Genomic DNA, 22,286 nt, shown 5'->3' with positions numbered 1-22,286 from the left:
GTTCACTTTGGCTGTCACGACCGTAATGAACTTTTTCACGTAGGGCAATAGGGTGCACTCAGGCACGAGGGGACCTATCCATGACTGAATACTCCGCACCGACCAGGCGACCCACCATCAAGGAGGTGGCTCGTCTGGCCGGCGTCTCTCACCAGACCGTCTCGCGATATCTGAAGTCACGCCAGGGCCTGCGCCCCGCGACACTCGAGCGCATCGATGTTGCCGTCGAGGAGCTCGGCTACCGGCCCAACCTCATGGCCCGCTCGATGCGTACCCGGCGTACCGGCCGACTCGCCGTCGTCATGCCCGTCACCACCTACAATCAGGCGCGCCTGCTGTCCGGCGCCCTTGCCGCAGCCCACGAGGCAGGACGCGTGGTCGAGGTCGTCAGCGTCGAGGGCTCCGCCGCGACGCTGACTGAGCGTGTCCTCGAACTCGCTGGGTCCGGACAGGTGGATGGAGTGCTGTCGCTGACGCCGATGGCGGCGGGCAACGGGCACAACTTGCCGAGTGGTGCCGCCGTCGTCGTCACGCCTGAGTTCGACGATGCCATGCGGAGCATCGGTGAGCTCACCGACGCAACGCCGGTCACCGAGCTGATCGAACGCCTCGCCAACCTCGGCCACCGGCGGTTCCTGCACGTCGCCGGCGACCAAGCGTTCGCGTCGGCCCGGGCTCGCAAAGTTGCCTACCTCGAGGCCATCGACCGGTTCGGACTCGAGTCGGTCGGGGTGTCAGACGGTGACTGGTCAGGCGAGTCCGGAGTGGAGGCCATCCTGCAGCTGGACGCCGACCGGCTACCCACGGCGGTGATTGCCGCAAATGACGTGGTCGCCTCCGGGGTGGTGCGTGGTGCATACGAACGCGGCCTGGACGTGCCCGGTGACCTCAGCGTGACCGGGTGGGACGACAACGAGCTGTGCCGGTTCCTTCCTCCGTCGCTCACTACCGTCCGCATCAACCTGGAGGGAGTGGGGCGTAATGCGGCGCTGCGGCTCATCAAAGCCGTCGGCGGGCCCGAGCTCGAGCCCTGGAGCGGCCCGGTGGCGGAGGTCATTTGGCGCGAGTCGACCGCACCGCCGCGCCAGAGCACGGACTCTTCGCCTGTCGGGTCACGTTAAGACTGCCGCGATCGGCTCAGCTCCGGATCTGCGCTGTACCAAATCTCTTCGGCGAGCTCGAGCGTGGCCCAGCAGTAATTGCCCATCGAGAGCCAGTACTCGTACGCACGAGGCGTTGCGCCTTGATACACGAAGATCAGTTGAGTCTCGCCGGCCCAGAGCGACCGGATACAGCGCTGCCGGATGTGTTCAGCGTCGCGAAACATGACGGCGCGCGTCACTGTCACCGCCCCACCCACCGCGTCTTCGTGGGCCTCAAGGACATGCAGTTCGGGCAGGCTGCCCAGACCGGAGTCGAAGGCGTCTCGTAGCTCTGGCAGATCGTCGGCGCTCACAACGGTCGGCAGCCTGCTGACCCAGGCGGCAACATACGTGCCCGGGTCATTCGCCTCGGGCGTGAGCATTACTCCATCCCGGCCCTCATCAAGGCTCTCGGTCGACCAGTCCCAGGGGTAGCGGAAGGAGAATCGGCCTCCGGGGTCGTGGTAGCGGGTAATGCCGGTGAACTGCGGTGCGTCGTCGGACATGGCACTCCTGTCATACGCCCACTGATGATTACGGGAACGCTTGCCGAACGTCACAAACCGGCGGGCGGTGACATTGCCGCGACGGCGCCCGTGAGCGGCAGCGTGTCTGCGAAATGGCAGGCCGAGGCGCGACCCTCGCCGACCTGCAGCAGCGGCGGGGTCTCCGCGGCACAGATCGGCTGAGCGTAGGGGCAGCGTGGGTGGAACGTGCAGCCGCTGGGCGGATTCGCAGGGCTGGGCACGTCGCCGGTCAGAATTTTAGGACGGGTTCGCACCCGGGGGTCGGGCTGTGGCACTGCGGCCAGCAGCGCTTCGGTGTATGGGTGCTTCGGCGCGTTGTACAGCTGCTCGACCGGGCCGCTCTCCACGATCTGCCCGACGTACATCACCACCACCCGGTCGGCGATATGATCGACGGCCGACAGATCGTGGCTGATGAAGAGATAGGCGATGCCCAGCCGGCGCTGCAGCTCCTCCAGGAGGTTGAGGATCTGTGCCTGCACGGACAAGTCGAGGGCAGACACTGCCTCGTCGCAAACGATCAGGTCCGGGTTGAGAGCGATCGCCCGCGCGATCCCGATGCGCTGACGCTGGCCGCCGGAGAAGGCATGCGGGTAGCGGTTCGCGTGCTCGGGACGCAGGCCGACCAGGGACAGCAGCTCCGCGACGCGGTCCTTCAGCCGTTGCCCGGTCGCTGTCTTATTGATGACGAGCGGTTCGGCGATGATGCTGCTGACAGTCATCCGGGAGTCGAGGGAGGCGAACGGATCCTGGAAGATCATCTGGAGGTGGGGGCGAACTGCACGCAGCGTACGGGAGTTGGCGGACTCCAAGTGCAGGGGACCGCGTTCGGGGTGGTGGAACACGACCTCGCCGGCGGTCGGCTCTTCCAGCCGGACGATCGTCCGGCCGGTCGTGGATTTGCCACAGCCGGACTCGCCGACCAAGGCGACGGTCTCACCCCGGTTCACCGTGAGATCGACCCCGTCAACCGCCTTGATCTCGCCGACGGGACGGCGTAGGAAACCGCCGCGCACGGGGAAGTACTTTCGTAATCCGGCGACTTCGAGGAGTGGCTCGTTCATACGTTCTCCGCCCGCTCGGGGTGTCCGATCTCGTCGGCCTGGTAGAGGTGGCACTGCACTGTGTGTCCCGGTCCTGCGGTGCTCGGCGCCGGCACGGTTGTGTCGCAGCGACCGGGGATCGCCTTCGGGCATCCCGGATGGAACGGGCAACCGGCCAGCCGGTGGTGCGGATCGGGCACGGAGCCCTCGATCACCTCCAGCGGAGCTTTGCGGTTGCCGCCGATACGGGGTATCGAGCGGAGCAGCGCGCGGGTGTAGGGATGCTTGGCGTCGTAAAAGAGGTCGTCGACGCTGCCACGTTCCACGATCCGTCCCAGATACATGACGATCACTTCGTCGCACAGTTGGGCGACCACCCCCATGCTGTGGGTGATGAACATGATCGACATGCCGGCCCGGTCGCGCAGGTTGCGGATCAGTTCGAGGATCTGCGCCTCGGTCGTGACGTCGAGGGCGGTGGTCGGCTCGTCGGCAATGAGCAGTGTCGGATTGCAGGAAAGCGCCATGGCGATCATGGCGCGCTGCCGCATGCCGCCGGACAGTTGGTGCGGATAGGACGCCGCGGCCGCCTCTGGGTGTGGCATGCCCACCTGGCGCAACATGTCGACGGCGCGCCGCAGCGCTTCGTCGCGGTCGGGTGTCTGATGGATGAGTACGGCCTCGGCGATCTGCGCGCCGATGGTGTACACCGGATTTAGCGAGCTCATCGGTTCCTGGAAGATCATCGCGATCTCGCTGCCGCGCAACGCACGCATGCGCTTGCTGTCCGGTCCGAGTCCGGTGATCTCGGTCGTCTCGCTCTCACCGCGCAGTGTGATGCTGCCGCCGGTGATGCGCCCCGGCTTCTCGATGATCTGCAGGACCGCCCGAGCCGTCACGCTCTTGCCGCAGCCGGACTCGCCAACGATCCCCAGTACCTTGCCCCGCGGGACGTCGAACGTCACACCATTCAGGGCACGTACCAGGCCGAGTGGCGTGGGGAACTGTACCTCCAGATCACAGACCGACAGCACCGGACTGCTGTCGAGGTGCGACTCCTCGTGTCGGGCGGTGGCGTGTACGTCGTCGCCTGCCGCGTACAACTGACTCATCGTGAGGTTCTCCGGCTCCGTTGGGGTCCGTCGGGCTTCGTTCGTTCGGATTCTCGTCGGCATCCCCTTATCCGTAGGGATCGACGGCGTCGCGCAGCCCGTCACCGATCAGCTGGAAGCAAATCACCGCGATCACCACCAAGGCGGCCGGGATCAGCAGCCACGGGTACTGCTGCACCGTCGAGACGCTCTGCGCGTCCGAGAGCAGAACCCCCCAACTGACCGCGGGTGGCAACATGCCGACACCAAGGAACGACAGCGACGTCTCGGAGATGATCGTGGCCGGGACGGCCAGCATCGCCGTGGCGACGATGTGACTGGATGCGTTCGGTATCAGATGCCGGAAGACGATCCGGGCGCTGGAGGAGCCGGCGATGCGAGCGGCGGCGACATAGTCGCTGGCCGCGTACGACATCACCTTGCCGCGAATCTGCCGCGCCAGGCCTGCCCAGCCGACCAGTGACAGGATGAGGGTGATCAGGAAGTACCGGCCGGTGACAGACATGTCCTGGGGCAGGATCGCGGCCAGCGCCAGCCACAGCGGCAGCGTCGGCAGCGACGTCAACAGTTCGATGAACCTCTGCAGCACGGTGTCGACGGCTCCGCGGAAGTACCCCGATATCGTGCCCACCGTCGCGCCGAGGAAGGTGCCTACGGCAACACCGAGCAGGCCGATGGTGAGCGACACCCGGGCGCCCTGCATCGAACGGGCGAAGACGTCCCGGCCGGCGCTGTCCGCGCCCCAGAGCAGCAATGTGTTGGGCTTGTCCACCGTCACCAGGTGCCGGTTGGTCGGGATCAGACCGAACAGCTTGTAGTGGTACCCCTCGCCGAAGAATCGCAGAGGTACGGACTGCCCACAGTCGCTGCGGTATTTGTAGCTGAACGTCTCGGTATCCAACTGCTGCTGGCGGCTGCAGATCGCTGGTCCGCCGGACCAGGTGATCGAAGTTGGGGACGCGTTCTTCAGGTCGGCGTCCTGCTGGTCGTAGGAGTTAGGAGACAGGAATGGGGCCAGGATCGCGCACGCATAGAGCACTACGAGGACGATTGCACTGGCCACGGCGAGGCGGTTCTTGCGGAAGCGGCGCGCCATGAGGCGCCACTGCGGCAGGGTGGCCGCGCCGCTGCCGGCGTCGGCGGGTGCCGAAGGGGGAGACGTCTCAATGACCGGAGCTGGGGTGGTTGTCATGTCCGATCACTCTCCGAACCGGATGCGCGGGTCGACCACGGTGAGCAGGAGGTCGGCGACGAAGTTGCCGATCACCAGCAGCGCCGAGAGCAGGAGCAGGATGGTGCCCGCGACGTACATGTCCTTGTTCAGCAAGGAGTTGACCAGCAGCGGCCCGATCGTCGGCAGGTTCAGGACGATCGACACGATCGCTTCGCCGGAGATCAGCACCGGGAACGTCGTACCGAAGGTCATCACCAGCGGGTGCAGCGAGTTGCGCACCGCGTGTTTCCAGATCACCTGGCGCTCTGCCACCCCCTTGGCACGCGCGGTCTGCACGTACTGGTTGTTGAGGACGTCGAGCAGATTGGCGCGCATGACGCGGGTCAGCCAGGCAGTCGATCCGGCCGCGATCACAATGAGCGGAACCCACAGATGTCCGAGCAGATCGACGAACTTGCCCCAGCCCCACGGAGCATCTGCGTAATCGTTGGAGAAGAGTCCGCCGACGTCGGTGCCGAGGTAATGGGCTGCAAGGCTCATGACGACGAGTGCGAAGAGGAACTCTGGGATGGCGACGCCAATGAACTGGATCACGGTGATGACGCTGTCGGGCAGCGTATGCCGATGGGTGGCGGAGTAGACCCCGAGTGGGATCGACAGGCCCCAGGCAATGAGCAATGCGCCGATGCTGAGCAGCACGGACAGTGCGAGTCGGCTCCAGATCACGGAACTGACGGGTTCGTTGAGGGTGAAGGAGAACCCGAAGTCGCCGTGCCAAAATCCGGTGATCCACTTCCCGTACTGGGTGAACCAGGAGTCGTCGACGCCGTACTGCTCCTTCAGTGCGACGATCTGCGCCTCGGTCACCTCGCCGCCTTGCGACTGCAGCTGAGAAATCTTCTGCGACAGCGCACTGCCGGGTGGAGCGGCGATGATGGCGAAACTGAGTACGGACACGACGGCGAGCGTCACCAACATGTACAGACCACGGCGAGCGACCACGCTCAGCATGCGGCCCTCCCGGGGACAACGGCATGCCGAGCACAGGATGCGCTCACGAGTGCTTCTCCGGGTTCGTCCAGTACCAGCACTCGGGGTCGTAGGTGGCCGGTGCCGGGATGTGCCATGGACCGGTGATGCCGCCGAGGGCGAGGTTCTTCGTGACCGGGACATTGGCAAGATCGCGGTTCTTCACGATCACCTCGGGAAAATTGGCTGTCGAACCCATGAAGAACGGCCCGTCTTCGATGTGGATCTTGAACATCTGCCACACCAGCTGGTTGCGCTTGACCGGATCGGCCTCGACCTTGGCCTGCTTGTACAGGGTGGTGAGCTTCGCCACCGGGTCGCCGGGCTCGGGCTCCATGCGCGCTGGATGCCGCTTGATCGGCGCGAGGTCCAGCTCCTCCTTGTTCTTGCCGCTCGCGCTGTTGGCGTACCAGGCGGCCTCGAGCGGCGCCCAGTACTGGGTGTTCACCGGGACCAGCCAGTTCCGGACCACCATGATCGACGTGCCATTCGCGTTGCCCCAGTTGGTGTGCGACATCAGCTGCCCGCTCGTCCACTGGTCGCCGAAGGCGGCCGGTGACACGGGAACGCGCTTCATCCGCAGCCCGATCTTCTTCATGTCAGCGACGAGTTGCTCGTCCTTGTCGGCCTCCGGTTTGGCGATGTCGGCCGAGTAGGGGACCTGGATCGTCAGGGGCGCGCCGTCGGGGAACTCCACGTAGCCGTCGCCATCGGTGTCCTTCAAGCCGATCTCTGCCAGCAGTGCTTTCGCCTTCTCGGGATCGGGCCCGAGGTAGGAATCGCGCCATTGCTGGTACAGCTTCTCGCCGTCGGGCTGCGCATGGAACTCGGCAGTACCAGGCCCAATGGTTCCGGTGGTGAGCTCGCCTTGGTCGAAGTACAGGCTCTTGCGGGTGGCCTTGCGGTCCCAGCCGAGCGAGACGGCCTGGCGGAAGCGCTTGTCGCGGATGAGCTTGCCGTACTTTTCGTCCTTGGCCACGTAGTCGTAGTTGAAGAAGAAGATCGAGCCGGTGCCGTCTCCGCTGTTCCACAGCAGAATGTCGTAGTGCCCGCTGTCCTTGTTCCGCGAGAGTGTCGACACGTCGGCGAGGCTGAGCTGGTTGAAGAAGCCTTGGCAGTAGTCGACCGAGCCCTGCTGGATCTTGAGCTTGAGCGCCTCGGCGTTGGTCTGCATCGAGAAGCTGATCTCGTCGATGTAGGGCAGTTGGTCACCGTTGGTGTTGACGACCCAGTAGTACGGGTTGCGCTCGAGAACGATCCCGGTGTTGTTGTCGAAAGACTTGCACCGGTACCCGGCGAGCGTGGGGCACTCGGGGTTGCGCTTCCAATCGGCCTTCTGTTCCCACAAACCGCCGGGCGTGTCCCAGTCCTTGGATACCTTCGGGTTGTACTTCGGGTGGTACTGCTTCAGGTAGTGCTTGGGCAGCACCCAGGTGGGGCCGTTCTTGCCCAGGCCTCCGTTGACGTAGGTGGCCAGCTGCTCGGGGAAGAGTGGCTGCGGGGTGTCCCAGCTGAACTTCAGCGTCTGGTCGTCCACCTTGGTCATCTTCACCGGGGTGCCCTTGCCCGAGATGTTCGACGGCGGCGGCGTCTGCGCGTTGTGGCCAGGGAGGACCATGTCCTCCCACCAGAAGAGGACGTCGTCCACGGTGAAGGGGGTGCCGTCGGACCATTTGAGGCCCTCGCGGAAGTGCACGGTCCACTCAGACGTGTCCTTGTTGGAGCTCCATCGATCGGCCAGTCCTGGGCCGACATTCAGGCCGTCGTTGAGGAAACGCAGCGGCGAGTTGCCGTAGAAGAACTCCGCGATCGAGTTGGCGTTCGCAGCGCCTGTGCTGCCGAACGCGAGCATGTTCAGCTTCCCCCCGTACTTGCCGTCACCCGTCCAGCGGTGAGGGATGACGTAGGGATTCGTGGGGACGCGCTGCTCGACAGGCGGCAGATTCTTGCCCTCCAGCGCGGGCGACTCCTGAAGCTGAGCCGGCCGCTTCAGTGCCTCGGTCGCGTCGCCCTTCTTGTCCGAGCCCCCGCCGGCGGAGGTCGAGGCGGGCTGGTCGGAGCGGCCGCTCGTACAGCCGACGAGCATCGCGCCGCCGGCGGCTGCGGCAGCGGTGCGCAGCAAGTGGCGTCGACTGATCTGACTCATGGACGAACTCCCTGGACTTAAGGGCGTCGGGGCGAGACGCAAGTGGTGGTATGGGTCCGCACTGGGGGCGATCTGCGCTGGGAAAGCGCTAACCGCGGCCGGTCGTGTTGAGAGTAGTGATCGTTCACCTTTTGGGTCAATACGCAAACTGTGATCGATCACCACTGAGTTCCGATGGAGGTCGGTCCAGCGCAGCCACGCAGGGAGGTCCGCGTGCAGCAACGCCCGCGGTCCACAGAAGCCAGCGAGTCGGGGACTCCCGCAGGCCGAGTCTGCCGCGCGTGGGGATTGCGGCCGCAGCGAGCGCCCGTGATGGGCAACCAGGGTTGCACGCTCTTGACGGCCCGGCTTCTTCACTCGATAGTCGAAGCGCTTCGATAACCGCCGAAAGGGAACCGCCATGACCTATCGCCATCGAGTCCGGGGCGCCCTCGCGGCGCTGCTGCTCGTCCCCGCGTTCCTGGTGGGGCAGTCCGCGCGGGCCGAGCCCCTTCCGGAGTTCCGGAATCCCGACCTGCCGCTGAAAGTCCGGTTGGACGACCTGACCAGCCGCCTGACGCTGGACGAGAAGATCTCGCTGCTGCACCAGTACCAGCCCGCGATACCGAGACTGGGCATCGCTTCCTTCAAGACCGGTACCGAGGCGCTGCACGGGGTTGCCTGGCTGGGAAAGGCGACTGTCTTCCCCCAGGCTGTCGGGCTCGGCAGCACCTGGGACCCGAACCTGATCAGGCGGGTCGGTTCAGCGGTCGGAGATGAGGCGAGGGCCTTCAACAAGCTCGACCCGGCGAAGAACGGGCTGAACCTGTGGGCGCCGGTGGTGAACCAGTTGCGTGACCCGAGGTGGGGTCGTAACGAGGAGGGCTACGCCGAGGATCCTTTGCTGACGAGTGAGATCGCGACGGCGTACGGCCGCGGCCTGGAAGGCGACGACCCGCGCTATCTCAAGACGGCTCCGACGCTGAAGCACTTCGCCTCGTACAACGTCGAGACGGACCGTGCCCGCGTGTCGGCGAGTGTCCGGCCCCGAGTGCTGCACGAGTACGAGTACAAGGCGTTCCAGCCGGCCCTTACCGCGGGGGCCGCCACCGGCGTGATGGCGTCGTACAACCTTCTGAATGGCAGGCCGACCCACGTGTCACCCGAACTCGGAGAGACGGTGCGCTCCTGGTCAGCCGACGATCTGATGATCGTCGGCGACGCCTCGGGCGCAGGCAACGTCAGTGGTCTGCAGCAGTACTACCCGACCGCTGCAGAGGGCGCTGCCGCGGCGATCAAGGCAGGCCTCGACAGTTTCACCGAGAACGACACCAACGGCGGTCCGACCGTCGCCGCGGTGAAGGAAGCGCTGGCCAAGGGCCTGCTCACCGAAGCGGACATCGACAAGCCGGTCGAGCACTTGCTGTCGATCCGCTTCCGGCTGGGCGAGTTCGACCCGGCCGGGCGGAACCCGTACGAGAAGATCGGGCCGGACAGCATCGACAGCCAGGCTCACAGAGCACTCGCCCGCGAAGCCGCCCGCAAGCAACTCGTACTGCTCGAGAACAAGCACCAGACCTTGCCGCTCGATTCGGCCAGGACCAAGGACGTCGCGGTGATCGGTCCGTTGGCCGACACCGTCTATGAGGACTGGTACTCGGGCACCATGCCGTACCGGATCACCCCGCGGGCCGGTATCGCCGAACGACTCGGCGCCGGCAGCACAGTCACCGCGACCGAAGGTGTGGATCGGATCGCACTCCGTTCCATTGCCACCGGCAAGTATGTGACCGCGCCGGCCGGTGCCGGCGGTGGTCCCCTGACCGCCGACGCGGCGACGGCGGGAGCGGCTCAGTCGCTGGATGTCTTCGACTGGGGTGGCGGCACCCTCGCCCTGCGCTCGGCTGCCAACGGCAAGTACGTCTCGCGGAGCGGGAACGGGTTGGTGAACGACCAGGACAAGCCCAACGGCTGGTTCGTGCAGCAGCAGTTCGGCCTGGAGGAACTTGCCAATGGCAACTACGTGCTGCGGTACCGCGGCAACGAGGTCAAGGAGCCGTGGAACGGCCCCAACCAGTACATCGTGCTGCAGGCCGACGGGAAGCTGGCAATCGGCGCGGCGACCCAGGACACAGCGGCGCAGTTCGCGCGAGAGATCCTCGTCAGCGGGACGGCCGCAGCGGTGGAGGCCGCGAAGAAGGCGGACACGGCGGTAGTGGTCGTCGGCAGTACTCCGTTCATCAACGGACGCGAGGACGACGATCGTCAGGACACCGCCCTCGCCGCCGGCCAGCAGGCGATCGTGAAGGCCGTCACTGCTGCCAATCCCCGGACCATCGTGGTGCTGGAGAGCAGCTATCCGTTGACGGGGGACTGGTCAAAGGCACAGGGGGTCCTCTGGACATCGCACGCTGGCCAGGAGACAGGCCGCGCTCTCGCGGACGTGCTGTTCGGGGACTACTCGCCGTCGGGCCGGCTCCCGCAGACGTGGTACCGGACGGACAAGGAGCTGCCGGATCCGCTCGACTTCGACGTGATCAAGGCCGGCTGGACCTATCAGTACCACCGGGCGACTCCGCTCTACCCGTTCGGCCATGGCCTGACCTATGGCACCTTCCGGTACTCCGGACTGCGGGTGGACTCACCCGTCGTCGCGGCGAACGGACGGCTCAAGGTCAGCGTCGATGTAACCAACACCAGCCGGACCGCGAGCGAGGAGGTCGTCCAGCTCTACACCTCTCAGCGCACCTCGCGGGTAGCCCAGCCGGTCAAGACGCTTCGTGGGTTCCAGCGGCTGGCCTTCGCGCCCGGCCAACGTCGTACTGTCTCCTTCGACGTGAAGGCGAGTGACCTGGCTTTCTGGGACGTGACCCGGAACAAGTGGGTGGTCGAGTCGGCTGTCCAGGACGTGCAGGTGGGCAGCTCTTCGGCCGACATCAGGGCCCGTACGACGGTGGCGGTTCGTGGTGAGGTGATCCCGCCACGGGATCTGAGCAGGCGTACGGCGGCCGCGGATTTCGACGACTACTCGGGTATCGAGCTCATCGACGCCGCCAAGGTGCGCGGCGACGCAGTCGGCAAGACGTCAGCAGGCGACTGGATCTCTTTCCAGGATGTCCAACTGGGCAGTGGCGCAGCTCGACTGGAAGCCTCCGTATCGCGAGCTTCGGAAGGAACCGCGAAGGTGGAGATCCGCCTTGGCGGCCCGACGGGGCCCCTCGCAGGCACGCTCACCATCCCGCCCACCGGCGACCGCTACACCTGGGCCGCGACGACGACCCAGCTCAACCCACGGTTGACCCGCGGTGTCCGCGACGTCTATCTGGTCTTCACCGGCGCCGGCACGAACATCCGCGACCTGACCATCAGGTAGGTCACTCCCGGGTCGGGCAAGGCCGGTGCCCGACCCGGAACCGAGCGTCAGGTCGTTCAAGCCGGCCAGCGGTGGAATGTAGTTATGGCGGCGAGGGATTTGGTGTTCGGGGTGGGGGACAGGGTTCGGACTTGGGGCCGGTTCGTGGCCCGGACGGACGGTGATTGGTTGGACCTGGCCCGCGTGCATGATTTGACGTGGAAAGCCCCGGGTTGGAAGTCGGATCGGTCGGTTCGGTTGATCGGGGCAGATGGCGAGGCAGTCGCTGCCGGCATCGCAGCGAACCGAGGTCTGGGCTACGTCTCGGTGGTTGGGATCTGGGGCGACGAGAGCATCGAGGTCGAGGTGCTGTCGGCGGAGATCCCTGCTCGGGAGGCGCGTGCAGCTCGGAGGGACCCGCCGTGCCCGCCGCCGCCCGGTGGCTGGCGGCACGGCGTGGTCGAGCTGGACGTTGACCTCCGCGACCGCGAGTCGTCCGGACCGATCGTCAACCTGGCGATCTTCCGTCCCTCCCCGGACCAGGAAGTGTTGGTCGTCGCTGCCACCGATGTGGACGCGGTGATCCGGCGGTTGTCGCCGAAACTGCCACGACAGTTATGCGTGGTGCCCAGCCGGTTCACCCGCGCTCAGATCGACGAGGTGTACGACGTCCTGCACGCCAATGGGCGAGACTGGCGCCTGGAATCCTTCGGCACCGGCTCGGATGAGCAGGCTCAGCCGTTCATCGCGGCGAGGATGTTCCGGGTCACCGCTGAGATGGCTGAATGGGCCGACGCGCTGCCCGAGGGACTGGTCCGCCTCGAGCCGACGCTGAGCCCGGCCTGACAATGCGGTCGAGTAGCTGACCCGTGATCACCGCGTCGGTAGTGGGTGAGCCTGCTCGGCAGGCTGGTCGCGCTGGTCAGCGGCGCGTTGTCGTGGTCGACGGCAGTGGATGTTTGGTCCGGCTCGCGCGCGGCTGAGGTGATAGATGAACTGACCTACTTCAGCGTGGTACGTCGCGCTCGTCAATGCGGGCTCGGACAGCGCCAGGACGTTCGGTCGGGATGCGCGGAGCGTCCGCGCACCGGCATGAGGCATGAAGCCGAGTTCGTCGATCGCAGCTTGGACGCGCCGCTGGGTCGCGGGGGAGACCGACCGCTTGCCTGTGAGTACATAAGAGACAGTGCTCGGCGCGACGCCAGCCGCCCGCGTCGGGCAGACTCCAGCCGAGCACCGTTCCGCCGAACAGGTAGCGCAGCGGCGCGTCGGTCACCACGTTGAGCTCGATGTCGTCTCGGGCGAGTGCAGCACGACCGCGGCCGGATAAGACATCGAGGACCTTAGTTTTCAGGAACTTCGGCGTAATCGTCTGGAGGCCGAACTCTTGAACCGCGCAGGTCGGGGGTCCTAATCTCTCGGCACGGTTAACGCGTCGAAGCGCTTCGATGACACGCGATTCGCTCGAAATCTGACGGACTCAAGCTGCTGCCGGGAGACCCGCCATGATCGGTTTCATCATCCGCAGGTTGCTCTACGGGGTGATCACCCTGTTCATCATCTCGGTCGCCAGCTTCCTCATGGTGCAGGCGCCGCCGGGGAATGCGTTGACGGCTGAGATCCAGCAGCTGCAGTCGCGCGGAGGCACTGTTCCTCAGGAGCAGATCACGGCCCTCGAGGCTCGCTACGGCCTCAACGATTCCTTCGTCACGCAGTACTGGAAGTGGGCCGGCGGCTTTGCCCGGGGCGATCTCGGCTACTCGTTCAGCCAGAAGGAGGAGGTCGCCGACCTGATTTCGGGACGTCTGGGCTACTCGATCATGCTGAGCTTCGGAGCCCTCATGATCGCCTGGCTGCTCGCGATACCCGTGGGGGTCTACTCAGCGACCCATCGCTACAGCCTGCCGGACAATCTCGTCACCTCGGTGCAGTTCATCGGCGTCGCGATCCCCGAGTTCTTGCTGGCCTTGATCATCCTGGTGATCGCGTCACGATGGCTGAACCTCGACGTCGGCGGCCTGTTCTCGCGCGACTATGTGAATGCACCGTGGAGTTTCGGCAAGTTCACCGATCTGCTCAGCCATGCCTGGGTGCCGATGGTGATCATCGCCGCCGGCGGCACCGCGGGACTGACCAGGGTGATGCGGGCCAACCTGCTCGACGTACTGAACCAGCAGTACATCCAGACGGCTCGCGCCAAAGGTGTGATCGAACGCCGGGTGATCTGGAAGCATGCCGTGCGCAACGCTTTCCATCCGTTGGTGATGGCCCTCGGGGGCGTGCTGCCGGCACTGATCGGGGGCGAGGCGATCGTCAGCGTAGTACTGAACCTGCCGACGATCGGGCCGCTGTTCCTCACATCACTGACCGAGCAGGATCTCTATCTCTCGGCGTCGTTGCTGGTGGTGCTGTCCGGGTTGCTGATTGTCGGCAACCTGCTGGCGGACCTCGCACTGGGCTGGCTCGACCCACGCGTTCGCGCGGTGGACTGAAAGGCGTGTGATGGCAAGCCTCGGAGTAATCTCGACCGATTCGGACGTGAGCGCGCCGGCCGAGAAGGGCGCTGATGTCGCCGAAATTTCTCAAACCCGCTTGATGATTCGCCGCTTCCGGCAGAGCAAGCTCGCGGTCGGCGGTGGGATCGTCCTGCTGTTCCTGTACCTGGTCGCATTGTTCGCTCCCTTCGTGGCGCCGAACGATCCGGCGGCGGTCGACACCAGCGCCAAGTTCGCGGTGCCGACGCGGATCGTGTGGAGCGGCGGACCGGCGATGTGTGCGCTGCGGCAGGAGATCAAGGACTTCGAGTACGTCTACACCTCCGACTGCGAGCACCCGGATCGGCTGCACCTGTTCGGCAAGGGCTGGAACTACAAGCTGTTCGGCCTGATCGAGACCGACCGCCACCTGTTCACACCGGGCAGCGGCAAGGTGCTGATCTGGGGCGGCGATTCCTCCGGGCGCGACGTCTTCGCGCGTACGGTGAAAGGCGCACAGGTCTCACTGAGCATCGGTCTGTTCGGGACGGCGATCGCGACCGTCCTGGCGGTGATCATCGGCACGATCTCGGGCTACTTCGCCGGGATCACCGACACGGTGATCCAGCGCGTCATCGAGATCGTCTCATCGGTTCCGACACTACCGCTCTGGGCGACGCTGGCGGCGATCCTGCCCCGCGACATGTCGGTACCCGAGCGCTACTTCTTCATGTCGGTCATCCTGTCGCTGGTCGGATGGGCCGGCTTGGCCCGGGCACTGCGCGCGAAGGTGATGTCGTACGCCGGAGCCGACTACGTGAAGGCGGCGCGGGCGGCCGGCAGTGGCCACGCGCGCATCATTCGCACCCACATGATCCCGAACTCGCTGAGCCACATCGTCGCGGTCACGATGCTGGCGATCCCGATGGGAATCGTCGCGGAGACGTCGCTCTCGTTCCTCGGCATCGGCATGCAGGACCCGGCGATCAGTTGGGGAGTGCTGCTGCAGGACGCGCAGGACGTCAACGTCGTGACGTCGTACCCGTGGCTCTTGATTCCGGCGTTCGCGGTCATCGTCGCCGTCACCTGTTTCCAGCTGCTCGGTGACGGCATCCGGGACGCCGTGGATCCCTACGGATAAGCCGCAGCGGCAACCGAGCGCTCTCGTACGACGCAGACCAGGAGCCTGAGGCAAGGAGTACACAGGATGACGCCGACCTCGATACCCACCGCGACCGTCCCCGGCGCGCGGACACCGGCCGACGCTGTCGTCAGCGTGCAGAACCTGCACGTCGAGTTCAAGACACCGCTGGGCAAGGTGAACGCACTCAACGGCGTGAACTTCGACGTGCCGCGAGGCAGGGTCCTCGGCATCGTCGGGGAGAGCGGTTGCGGCAAGAGCGTGACGGCTCGCGCGATCCTTCAGATCGTCGAGAAGGCCGGCACGATCAGCAAGGGCCGAATCCTGTTCCGGTCGCAGCCGGATGCTGTCGACCTGACCTCGCTGGATCCGCAGGGCCGGGAGATGCGGTCCATTCGGGGCAAGGAGATCTCGATGATCTTCCAGGAGCCGATGACCTCGCTCAACCCGGTCTACACCATCGGAGACCAGATCGAGGAAGCAGTCCGGCTGCACCAGACGCGAGACAAGGACGAAGCGCGGCGGCGGGCCGTCGAGGTGCTGCGCCGAGTCGGAATGCCCAACCCGGAACAGGTGGCGCGAACCTACCCGCACCAGCTGTCCGGCGGTATGCGTCAGCGCGCGATGATCGCGATGGCCTTGTCGTGTACGCCGACACTGCTGATCGCCGATGAACCGACGACGGCGCTGGACGTGACGACCGAAGCGCAGATCCTGCAACTGATGCGTGACCTGCAGGCCGAGTCCGGCATGTCGATCATGTTCATCACTCACTCGATGGGCGTCGTGGCCCAGCTGTGCGACGACGTGGTCGTCATGTATCTCGGCCGGGTCGTCGAGCGGGCGCCTGTCGACGACCTGTTCTACAACCCGAAGCACCCGTACACGATCTCCTTGCTCCGTTCGATACCACGGATAGGTGTCGGGCGCGGACAGCCGTTGGAGTCGATGAAGGGCGGCGTCCCGGATCCGTATTCGACCGTGCCGGGCTGCCCGTTCCATCCGCGATGTCCGAGCGCGATGAAGGGCGTGTGCGACACGGTGGTGCCGATCGAGGCGCCGGTCGAAGGCGGGGTCGACGGACACGGTGTGCGCTGCCATCTCTATCCAGGGTGCACCCCTCTCGACGTCGCAGTCGACACGGTGTCCGAGCGTGAAGAGGAGGAATGACGATGCCTGATCCGCTGCTCGAGGTCACCGGCTTGAAGAAGCACTTCCCGGTCAAGAACGGCCTGCTTCGCCGGGTCGTCGGTCAGGTCAAGGCCGTCGATGGCGTCGACTTCACCATCAATCGCGGTGAGACGTTCGGACTGGTAGGTGAGAGTGGCTGCGGCAAGAGTACGACGGGCCGGACCGTCCTGCGCCTGGAGGAGCCGACCGGTGGCGAGGTTGTCTATCATCACGAAGAGCTGGGCCCGGTCAACATCGGGACTGCGGACCGCCAGCAGCTGAAGCGGCTGCGTCCGGAGATGCAGATCATCTTCCAGGACCCGTTCTCCTCGCTCGACGCGCGGATGACGGTCGGCCGGATCATCGCCGAGCCGATGGTGATCAACCGGACTCATCATGGACGCGAACTGCGCGACCGGGTCGCCGAACTGCTGACCGTTGTCGGGTTACGGCCCGAGCACGCCAGCCGTTACCCCCACGCGTTCTCAGGTGGTCAGCGGCAGCGGATCGGCATCGCGCGGGCGTTGGCGCTGAACCCCAAACTGATCGTCTGCGATGAACCGGTGTCGGCGCTGGACGTCTCCGTGCAGGCACAGGTGCTGAATCTGCTGGAGAGTCTCCAGGCGCAGTTCGATCTGACATACCTGTTCGTTTCGCATGACCTGTCGGTGGTCGAACACATCGCCGATCGAGTAGCGGTGATGTACCTGGGCAAGGTCGTCGAGGTCGGTACCACGGACCAGCTGTTCTACAGCCCGAAGATGCCGTACACCGAAGCGCTCCTGTCGGCGCTGCCAAAACCGGACCCGCGCAAGAGGACCAGGCCGACGCTGCTCACCGGCGACGTGCCCTCGCCGGCCAACCCGCCGCACGGATGTCACTTCCATCCGCGGTGCAAGTACGCGCAGGATCGATGCAGGACGGAGGTGCCGCAGCTGCGAGATCTTGGTGGCGGTCAGTTGGCGGCCTGCCACCTCGCCGACTCGCTCGAGCTGAAAGGCGCCGAACCGCTGCCGGACGTTCCCGTGATTTCGGCGGAGGAGGCGGTGCGAGCGGCGGCGAGCAGGAATTCGAGGCCGCCTGCCGATGTGGCCCCACACGGTACTCAGGGGGCGATGTCGTGATCGGACAGAGGCGGGAGAGCCCGCCGCGGTTCCGGGGGGTGTCGATCTACCAGGATCCGCTCGGACGATTCGCATTCCGCTACCCGTCGACCTGGAACACGTTCGAGTTGCCCGACGGCCAGGAGGGCGCGCTGTTCTCTCCGGAGGCCTCGGCGCCGCAGACCTACCTCGCGGCCTGGGCGAACCGATTGCCCGAGTCCGTCGTAGCCGAGGATCTCGACCTACTGAGTTCTGGCATGGCCGAAGGGCTTGCTCGACTGAACTCTTGCGAGGTGCTCGAGTCGCATGACGATGCCGTGGGCAACTTGGTGCGTTTGGAGCGGCTGTACACCTTCTCGGACGACGACGCGGTCCGTCAGCGACGGGTGTGGGTGGTGTACGTCGATACCTGGCAGATCGTGCTCGTCTATCAGGGGGAGTCACGCCAGGAATACGAGTACTGGAGCCCGATGGGCAACTACTCCTTCGCGACGTTCAACCTGGCGCAGGATCTGTGGTTCTCGACCGAGAGGGCCTGTTCGTAGCGCGCTCCTCGCGCATTCTCGTCATTGCAGTCGAATTGAATCGACGATTCGTGAAGCCAGTTTGGAGACCTGATGGACAAGATTGAGAGCGCTGTTGGTACGGCAGGAACCTCCCGCCGTACGTTGCTGCGCGGTGCCGCCGTCGCGGCGGGAGTACTCGCAGTACAGGCCTGCACGCCTGGTCCGAACACCTCGAGCGGTAGCGGCAACGGATCGAAGGTGGATCTGGCCCGCAAAGGCTCTGAAGCGAAGCCGTTGGCCGTCCCCGCACGGCTGGGGGAGTCCCCCGAGCTGGCCAGGCTGGTCCAGGCGGGCTCGCTGCCGCCTGTGGCACAGCGTCTGCCCAAGCGGCCTTACGTGGTTCCGCACCGCTGGCTGCAGTCGGGCAAGTACGGCGGCAAGCTCAACCTGCCGAGCACCGACGACGTGACGTACGCGCCCAAGGAGTACTTCTACGGCCATTCGCCGCTACGTTGGATCAACGACGGCAGGGACATCGCGCCCGGTCTGGTGGAAAGCTGGGAGTCGAACCCGGGCTACACGGTCTGGACCTTGCATTTCCGCAAGGGGCTGAAGTGGTCCGACGGGCAGCCCTGGACGACTGAGGACGTCATGTTCTGGTGGGAGGACATGGTCCTCAACGAGGAATACGCCGAAGGCATACCTGACGAGGCGCGGTCGGGCACCGGGACTATCGCGAAGGTCACCGCGCCCGACGAGTACACGATCGTGATGACGTTCGACGCGCCCAGCCCGATGCTGCCAGAGCTGCTGGCCAACTGGGTCAAGCGTGGACTCGGTGCCGGCTGGATGGAACCCAAGCACTACCTGAAGGCCTATCACCCCCGCTACAACCGCAATGTCGGGAAGGACTGGACGACCAAGTTCGACCAGATGCGCGACTTCACGACCAATCCGAAGTCGCCGACGATGAACGGGTGGCAACTCGCGGAGTACCACCAAGGCCGTTCATCGACTTGGAAGCGCAATCCCTACTACTGGGTCGTCGACCAGCAGGGCAATCAGTTGCCGTACCTCGATACCTTGTCCTTCGAGGTGGTCGCCCAGACGGAGACCCGTCGGCTGAAGATTCACAACGGCTCGTACGACTACGTGCACGGTCCGTTCGTCGGTATGACGCTGGCCGACGTGGCGCCGCTGAAACGCAACGTCGCCAAGACCAAGTACCAGTTGCATCTGTGGGACAGCGGCTCCGGCACAGGGTCGATGTTCTTCTTCAACCAGGACTACTACGAGCCGAAGATGCGGGCTCTGATCCGTGAGCCGAAGTTTCGGCAGGCGTTGTCCTATGCGTTCAACCGTGCTGATGTACGGAAGGCTGTCTACTTCGACTCGGGCGAGCTGACCACCGGTGGGTACGGCCCGAAGACGCTGGAGCTGACCCGCGGGGAGGGTCCGTCGATGTACCAGAAGTGGCGGGACTCCTTCGTCCGCTACGACCCGGAGTTGGCCAAGAAGATGCTCGACGAGTTGGGCGTCGTGGACAAGGACGGCGACGGCAAGCGCGAGATGCCCGACGGCGGAAAACTGGTGATCGATCTCGACTACCCCGCCGACTCCGCCCCAGGTGGCGAGACGCTGCAGAAGAATCACTTGCTGAAGAAGCACTGGGATGCGATCGGCATCGCAAGCCGGCTGAACCCGGTGCCGGCCGCCAGCTATGAGGACCGGTGGGAGCAGGGCCAGGGGATCAGTAAGACGGAGTGGGAAGCGAGCACGGTCACCATGGCAGCCGACATGGTGTGGCTGATGCCGATGGAGCCGTCTCGCTGGGCGCCGCTGCAAGGGGCGTTCTACAGCCTGCGGGGCACCGCGGCAGAGAAGCAGCAACTCGACGTGGACCCGTACAAGCGCAAGCCGCCTCGGGCGGAGCCGGAGCCTGGTGGGCCGATCGCCCGGCTGTGGGAGCTCGCCGGGAAGGTACGGGTCGAGACGGACGCAGTGAAGCGGGACAGCCTTCTCTGGCAGATGGTGAAGATCCATCTCGAGCACGGTCCGTTCTTTATCGGCTCGGTCGCGAACTATCCGCAGGTGGTGCTCGTCAAGGAGGGCCTGCGGAACGTCCCTACGAAGGAACAGACCGGCAATGGCGGGCTGGTGAACGACTGGCACCACCCCGTACCGGCCGCCTACGACCCCGAAACCTGGTTCTGGGCATAGCCCGGACATCGATCTGACGGAAGAACACTATGACGATTCGTGTACTTGTCTGGGGCGAGAACCGGCACGAGCAGGTGGAGCCGCATGTCCGGGAGATCTATCCCGACGGCATGCACGAGACCATCGCCGCCGGGATCCGCGAGAACCTCGAGGCGACTGTCACCACGACCACCCTCGACGAGCCCGAGCACGGTCTGACCGAGGAGGTGCTGGCGGAAACCGACGTACTGGTCTGGTGGGGCCACGCCGCGCACGGCGAGGTCGAGGACAAGGTCGTCGACCGCGTGTACCAGCACGTGCTGGCCGGGATGGGTCTGATCGTGCTGCACTCCGGGCACTGGTCGAAGATCTTCGGCAAGCTGATGGGTACGACGTGCACCCTGCGCTGGCGCAGCGAGCGGGACCGCGAACTGGTCTGGACGGTCGCCCCGACCCACCCGATCGCGCAGGGCGTCCCGCACCCGATCGTGATCGACCAGCAGGAGATGTACGGCGAGTTCTTCGACATCCCGGTCCCGGACGAACTGGTCTTCGTGTCGTCGTTCTCCGGCGGTGAGGTGTTCCGCTCCGGCTGCACGTTCCGCCGCGGGCACGGGAAGATCTTCTACTTCTCGCCCGGTGACCAGGACTACCCGGTGTATCACCACAAGGACGTGCGTAAGGTGATTGCGAACGGCGTCGCCTGGGCCCGTTCCGACCGGCCCGAGCGCGCGGTGCCGACGCTGCTGCGCTACGAGACCGGCGACTTCTTCAACGGACATGGGTACACCGGACCCATCGAGGAGCCTGCCGATGCCTGAACCCTTGCGACTGCTGCAGGTCGGCGCCGGCGGAATGGGCGGTGTCTGGCTCCGGACGATCTCCGACAACCCGGACGTCGTCCTGGCCGGCCTCGTCGATCTCGACCTCGACCGGGCCCGGGTTGCGGCTGACGAGCACGGGTACGCCGACGTACCGGTCGCCGCGTCTTTGGAGGAGCTCGTCGACCGCTCGGAAGCTGATGCGGTCATCGACGTCACCGTCCCCGCCGCGCATCCCCTGGTCAGCATCTCTGCCCTGTCGTACGGCCTGCCGGTGCTCTGCGAGAAACCGCAGGCCGAGACAGTTCGGGAGTGCCTGAGGATGATCGCGGCCGCCGAAGCCGCCGGCAGGTTGCTCATGGTTTCGCAATCGCGCCGATACCTTCGCCTGGGGGCGGCCTTCGGCCGGCAGCTCGCGGAGCTCGGCCCGATCGGGTCGCTGTCGTGCGAGTTCTTCAAGGCTCCGCATTTCGGCGGGTTCCGGGAGCGGATGGCCGAGCCGCTCCTGGTCGACATGGCGATCCACCAGTTCGACCTGTCCCGCAAGCTGATCGGGTCGGAGCCGGTGTCGGTGTACTGCGAGTCGTACAACCCGTCGTGGAGCTGGTTCGACGGCAACGCGGCGGCGTCCGCGATCTTTCGGTTCGCTGACGGCACCCGCTTCACGTTCACCGGCAGCTGGTGCGCCCTGGGCCTGGAAACGTCCTGGAACAGCCGGTGGCGGGCCAGCGCATCCGGCGGTACGGCGGTCTGGGACGGGGACATCCCGCCCGTCGCCGAACTCGCCTCGGGTGAGGCGCTGCCGGCGGTGGTGGCCGACGACCCCGAACAGATCGCCGGCTCGTTGGTCGAGTTCGTCCGAGCCGTGCGTACGGGCGAACCGCCACAGTCAGAGGCGCGATCGAATCTCATGAGCGTCGCGATGGTCGAGTCGGCGGTGCGTTCAGCGGCCACCGGATCGCGTGTTCAGATCGCTGACATCCTCGAAGAGTCCCAGGCGGAGGCGATCTCCGCGGAGACCGACGATCGCATCCTCGCGGTCCTGAAGTCCTGGGATCCAAGGACGGCCTGGCACACCGCGCCATTGGGTCTCTGACGGACGAGGGTCATTTGGACTCGATGCGCCCGAGCGGGTCGTTGCTGTCGGCAAGATCCTTCTGTTCGGCGGTCCAGCTCGCGTCCTCGATACCGAGAACCTGGCGCAGGTAGGCCGAGGTGACTTGCTGGACCAGCGAGACCCGTTGTGGGTTCTCGTCGATTGTTTCGGTGAACCTGGTAGCCCGAGATCCCGCCGAGGAAGTGCCTCGCGTCGTACAGGGTGAGCAGACTTTCGGCGACCGGGCTGAGGAAGTACGGGTCGGTGGTCCA

At 65.5% G+C, this 22,286-nt stretch carries 17 protein-coding genes and 1 pseudogene; 11 read left to right on the top strand and 7 right to left on the bottom strand.

Translation table 11 applies throughout. From position 1 onward, the window contains the following. Positions 1 to 80 precede the first annotated feature (80 nt). Entirely contained in the window at positions 81 to 1,121 is a 1,041-nt protein-coding gene (locus EV137_RS35835) for a LacI family DNA-binding transcriptional regulator (protein ID WP_134012868.1), read from the top strand. Here the strand turns inward: EV137_RS35835 and EV137_RS35830 are convergent. The 6 genes from EV137_RS35830 to EV137_RS35805 all read right to left on the bottom strand — a co-directional run bounded on the left by EV137_RS35830 (position 1,118) and on the right by EV137_RS35805 (position 8,173). Further along, positions 1,118 to 1,648 (bottom strand): hypothetical protein, encoded by a 531-nt coding sequence (locus EV137_RS35830; protein WP_134132558.1) that lies wholly within the window; start codon positions 1,646 to 1,648, stop codon positions 1,118 to 1,120. The two genes, EV137_RS35835 and EV137_RS35830, sit on opposite strands and share 4 nt — an antisense overlap. A 50-nt stretch (positions 1,649 to 1,698) precedes the next feature. Then, positions 1,699 to 2,595 carry an ABC transporter ATP-binding protein gene (locus tag EV137_RS35825; RefSeq protein WP_238175779.1) on the bottom strand — a complete coding sequence of 299 codons (897 nt, stop codon included), beginning with the start codon at positions 2,593 to 2,595 and terminating at the stop codon, positions 1,699 to 1,701. A gap of 134 nt (positions 2,596 to 2,729) precedes the next feature. Further along, positions 2,730 to 3,677 (bottom strand): ABC transporter ATP-binding protein, encoded by a 948-nt coding sequence (locus EV137_RS35820; protein WP_238175778.1) that lies wholly within the window; start codon positions 3,675 to 3,677, stop codon positions 2,730 to 2,732. A 214-nt stretch (positions 3,678 to 3,891) separates the two neighbouring features. Beyond that, on the bottom strand, positions 3,892 to 5,016 hold the full coding sequence (locus EV137_RS35815; RefSeq protein WP_134132554.1) for an ABC transporter permease: 1,125 nt from the start codon (positions 5,014 to 5,016) through the stop codon (positions 3,892 to 3,894). A 6-nt stretch (positions 5,017 to 5,022) separates the two neighbouring features. Continuing rightward, positions 5,023 to 6,009 (bottom strand): ABC transporter permease, encoded by a 987-nt coding sequence (locus tag EV137_RS35810; protein ID WP_134012876.1) that lies wholly within the window; start codon positions 6,007 to 6,009, stop codon positions 5,023 to 5,025. A gap of 43 nt (positions 6,010 to 6,052) precedes the next feature. Next, on the bottom strand, positions 6,053 to 8,173 hold the full coding sequence (locus EV137_RS35805; RefSeq protein ID WP_166680120.1) for an ABC transporter substrate-binding protein: 2,121 nt from the start codon (positions 8,171 to 8,173) through the stop codon (positions 6,053 to 6,055). A gap of 400 nt (positions 8,174 to 8,573) precedes the next feature. Here EV137_RS35805 and EV137_RS35800 point away from each other — a divergent pair, with 400 nt between their 5' ends. Together EV137_RS35800 and EV137_RS35795 are read left to right on the top strand one after the other, a co-directional pair. Then, entirely contained in the window at positions 8,574 to 11,525 is a 2,952-nt protein-coding gene (locus EV137_RS35800) for a glycoside hydrolase family 3 protein (RefSeq protein WP_134132551.1), read from the top strand. A 237-nt stretch (positions 11,526 to 11,762) separates the two neighbouring features. Further along, the gene (locus EV137_RS35795) at positions 11,763 to 12,350 is read left to right on the top strand and encodes a hypothetical protein (RefSeq protein ID WP_134130689.1); all 588 of its coding nucleotides are present in this window, start codon (positions 11,763 to 11,765) and stop codon (positions 12,348 to 12,350) included. A 27-nt stretch (positions 12,351 to 12,377) separates the two neighbouring features. Here EV137_RS35795 and EV137_RS35790 read toward each other — a convergent pair. Then, positions 12,378 to 12,704 (bottom strand): annotated as a pseudogene (locus tag EV137_RS35790) (LacI family DNA-binding transcriptional regulator); the annotation flags it as partial. 305 nt (positions 12,705 to 13,009) lie between these two features. Here EV137_RS35790 and EV137_RS35785 point away from each other — a divergent pair. From EV137_RS35785 to EV137_RS35750, 8 genes are all read left to right on the top strand, one after another. Then, positions 13,010 to 13,996 (top strand): ABC transporter permease, encoded by a 987-nt coding sequence (locus EV137_RS35785; RefSeq protein WP_134132550.1) that lies wholly within the window; start codon positions 13,010 to 13,012, stop codon positions 13,994 to 13,996. A 46-nt stretch (positions 13,997 to 14,042) separates the two neighbouring features. After that, positions 14,043 to 15,119: an ABC transporter permease gene (locus EV137_RS35780; protein WP_238175777.1), complete on the top strand. Its 1,077-nt coding sequence runs from the start codon at positions 14,043 to 14,045 to the stop codon at positions 15,117 to 15,119. Positions 15,120 to 15,185: 66 nt separating this feature from the next. After that, positions 15,186 to 16,289, top strand: a complete 1,104-nt coding sequence (locus EV137_RS35775) for an ABC transporter ATP-binding protein (RefSeq protein ID WP_134132546.1) — start codon at positions 15,186 to 15,188, stop codon at positions 16,287 to 16,289. Between the two features lie 2 nt (positions 16,290 to 16,291). Continuing rightward, the gene (locus EV137_RS35770; RefSeq protein ID WP_134132544.1) at positions 16,292 to 17,413 is read left to right on the top strand and encodes an ABC transporter ATP-binding protein; all 1,122 of its coding nucleotides are present in this window, start codon (positions 16,292 to 16,294) and stop codon (positions 17,411 to 17,413) included. Continuing rightward, the gene (locus EV137_RS35765) at positions 17,410 to 17,937 is read left to right on the top strand and encodes a hypothetical protein (RefSeq protein WP_134012892.1); all 528 of its coding nucleotides are present in this window, start codon (positions 17,410 to 17,412) and stop codon (positions 17,935 to 17,937) included. The genes EV137_RS35770 and EV137_RS35765 overlap by 4 nt, the downstream gene beginning before the upstream one ends. A gap of 72 nt (positions 17,938 to 18,009) precedes the next feature. Continuing rightward, entirely contained in the window at positions 18,010 to 20,118 is a 2,109-nt protein-coding gene (locus EV137_RS35760) for an ABC transporter substrate-binding protein (RefSeq protein ID WP_134132542.1), read from the top strand. A 29-nt stretch (positions 20,119 to 20,147) separates the two neighbouring features. Then, positions 20,148 to 20,918: a ThuA domain-containing protein gene (locus EV137_RS35755; RefSeq protein WP_134008668.1), complete on the top strand. Its 771-nt coding sequence runs from the start codon at positions 20,148 to 20,150 to the stop codon at positions 20,916 to 20,918. Further along, positions 20,911 to 22,014 (top strand): Gfo/Idh/MocA family protein, encoded by a 1,104-nt coding sequence (locus EV137_RS35750; RefSeq protein ID WP_134132541.1) that lies wholly within the window; start codon positions 20,911 to 20,913, stop codon positions 22,012 to 22,014. Before EV137_RS35755 ends, EV137_RS35750 begins: the two co-directional genes overlap by 8 nt. The last annotated feature ends 272 nt before the right edge of the window (positions 22,015 to 22,286 follow it).

This window comes from Kribbella pratensis (assembly GCF_004366075.1).
Classification (GTDB): Bacteria; Actinomycetota; Actinomycetes; order Propionibacteriales; family Kribbellaceae; genus Kribbella; species Kribbella pratensis.
This window is presented reverse-complemented; position numbering and strand designations above follow the sequence as displayed.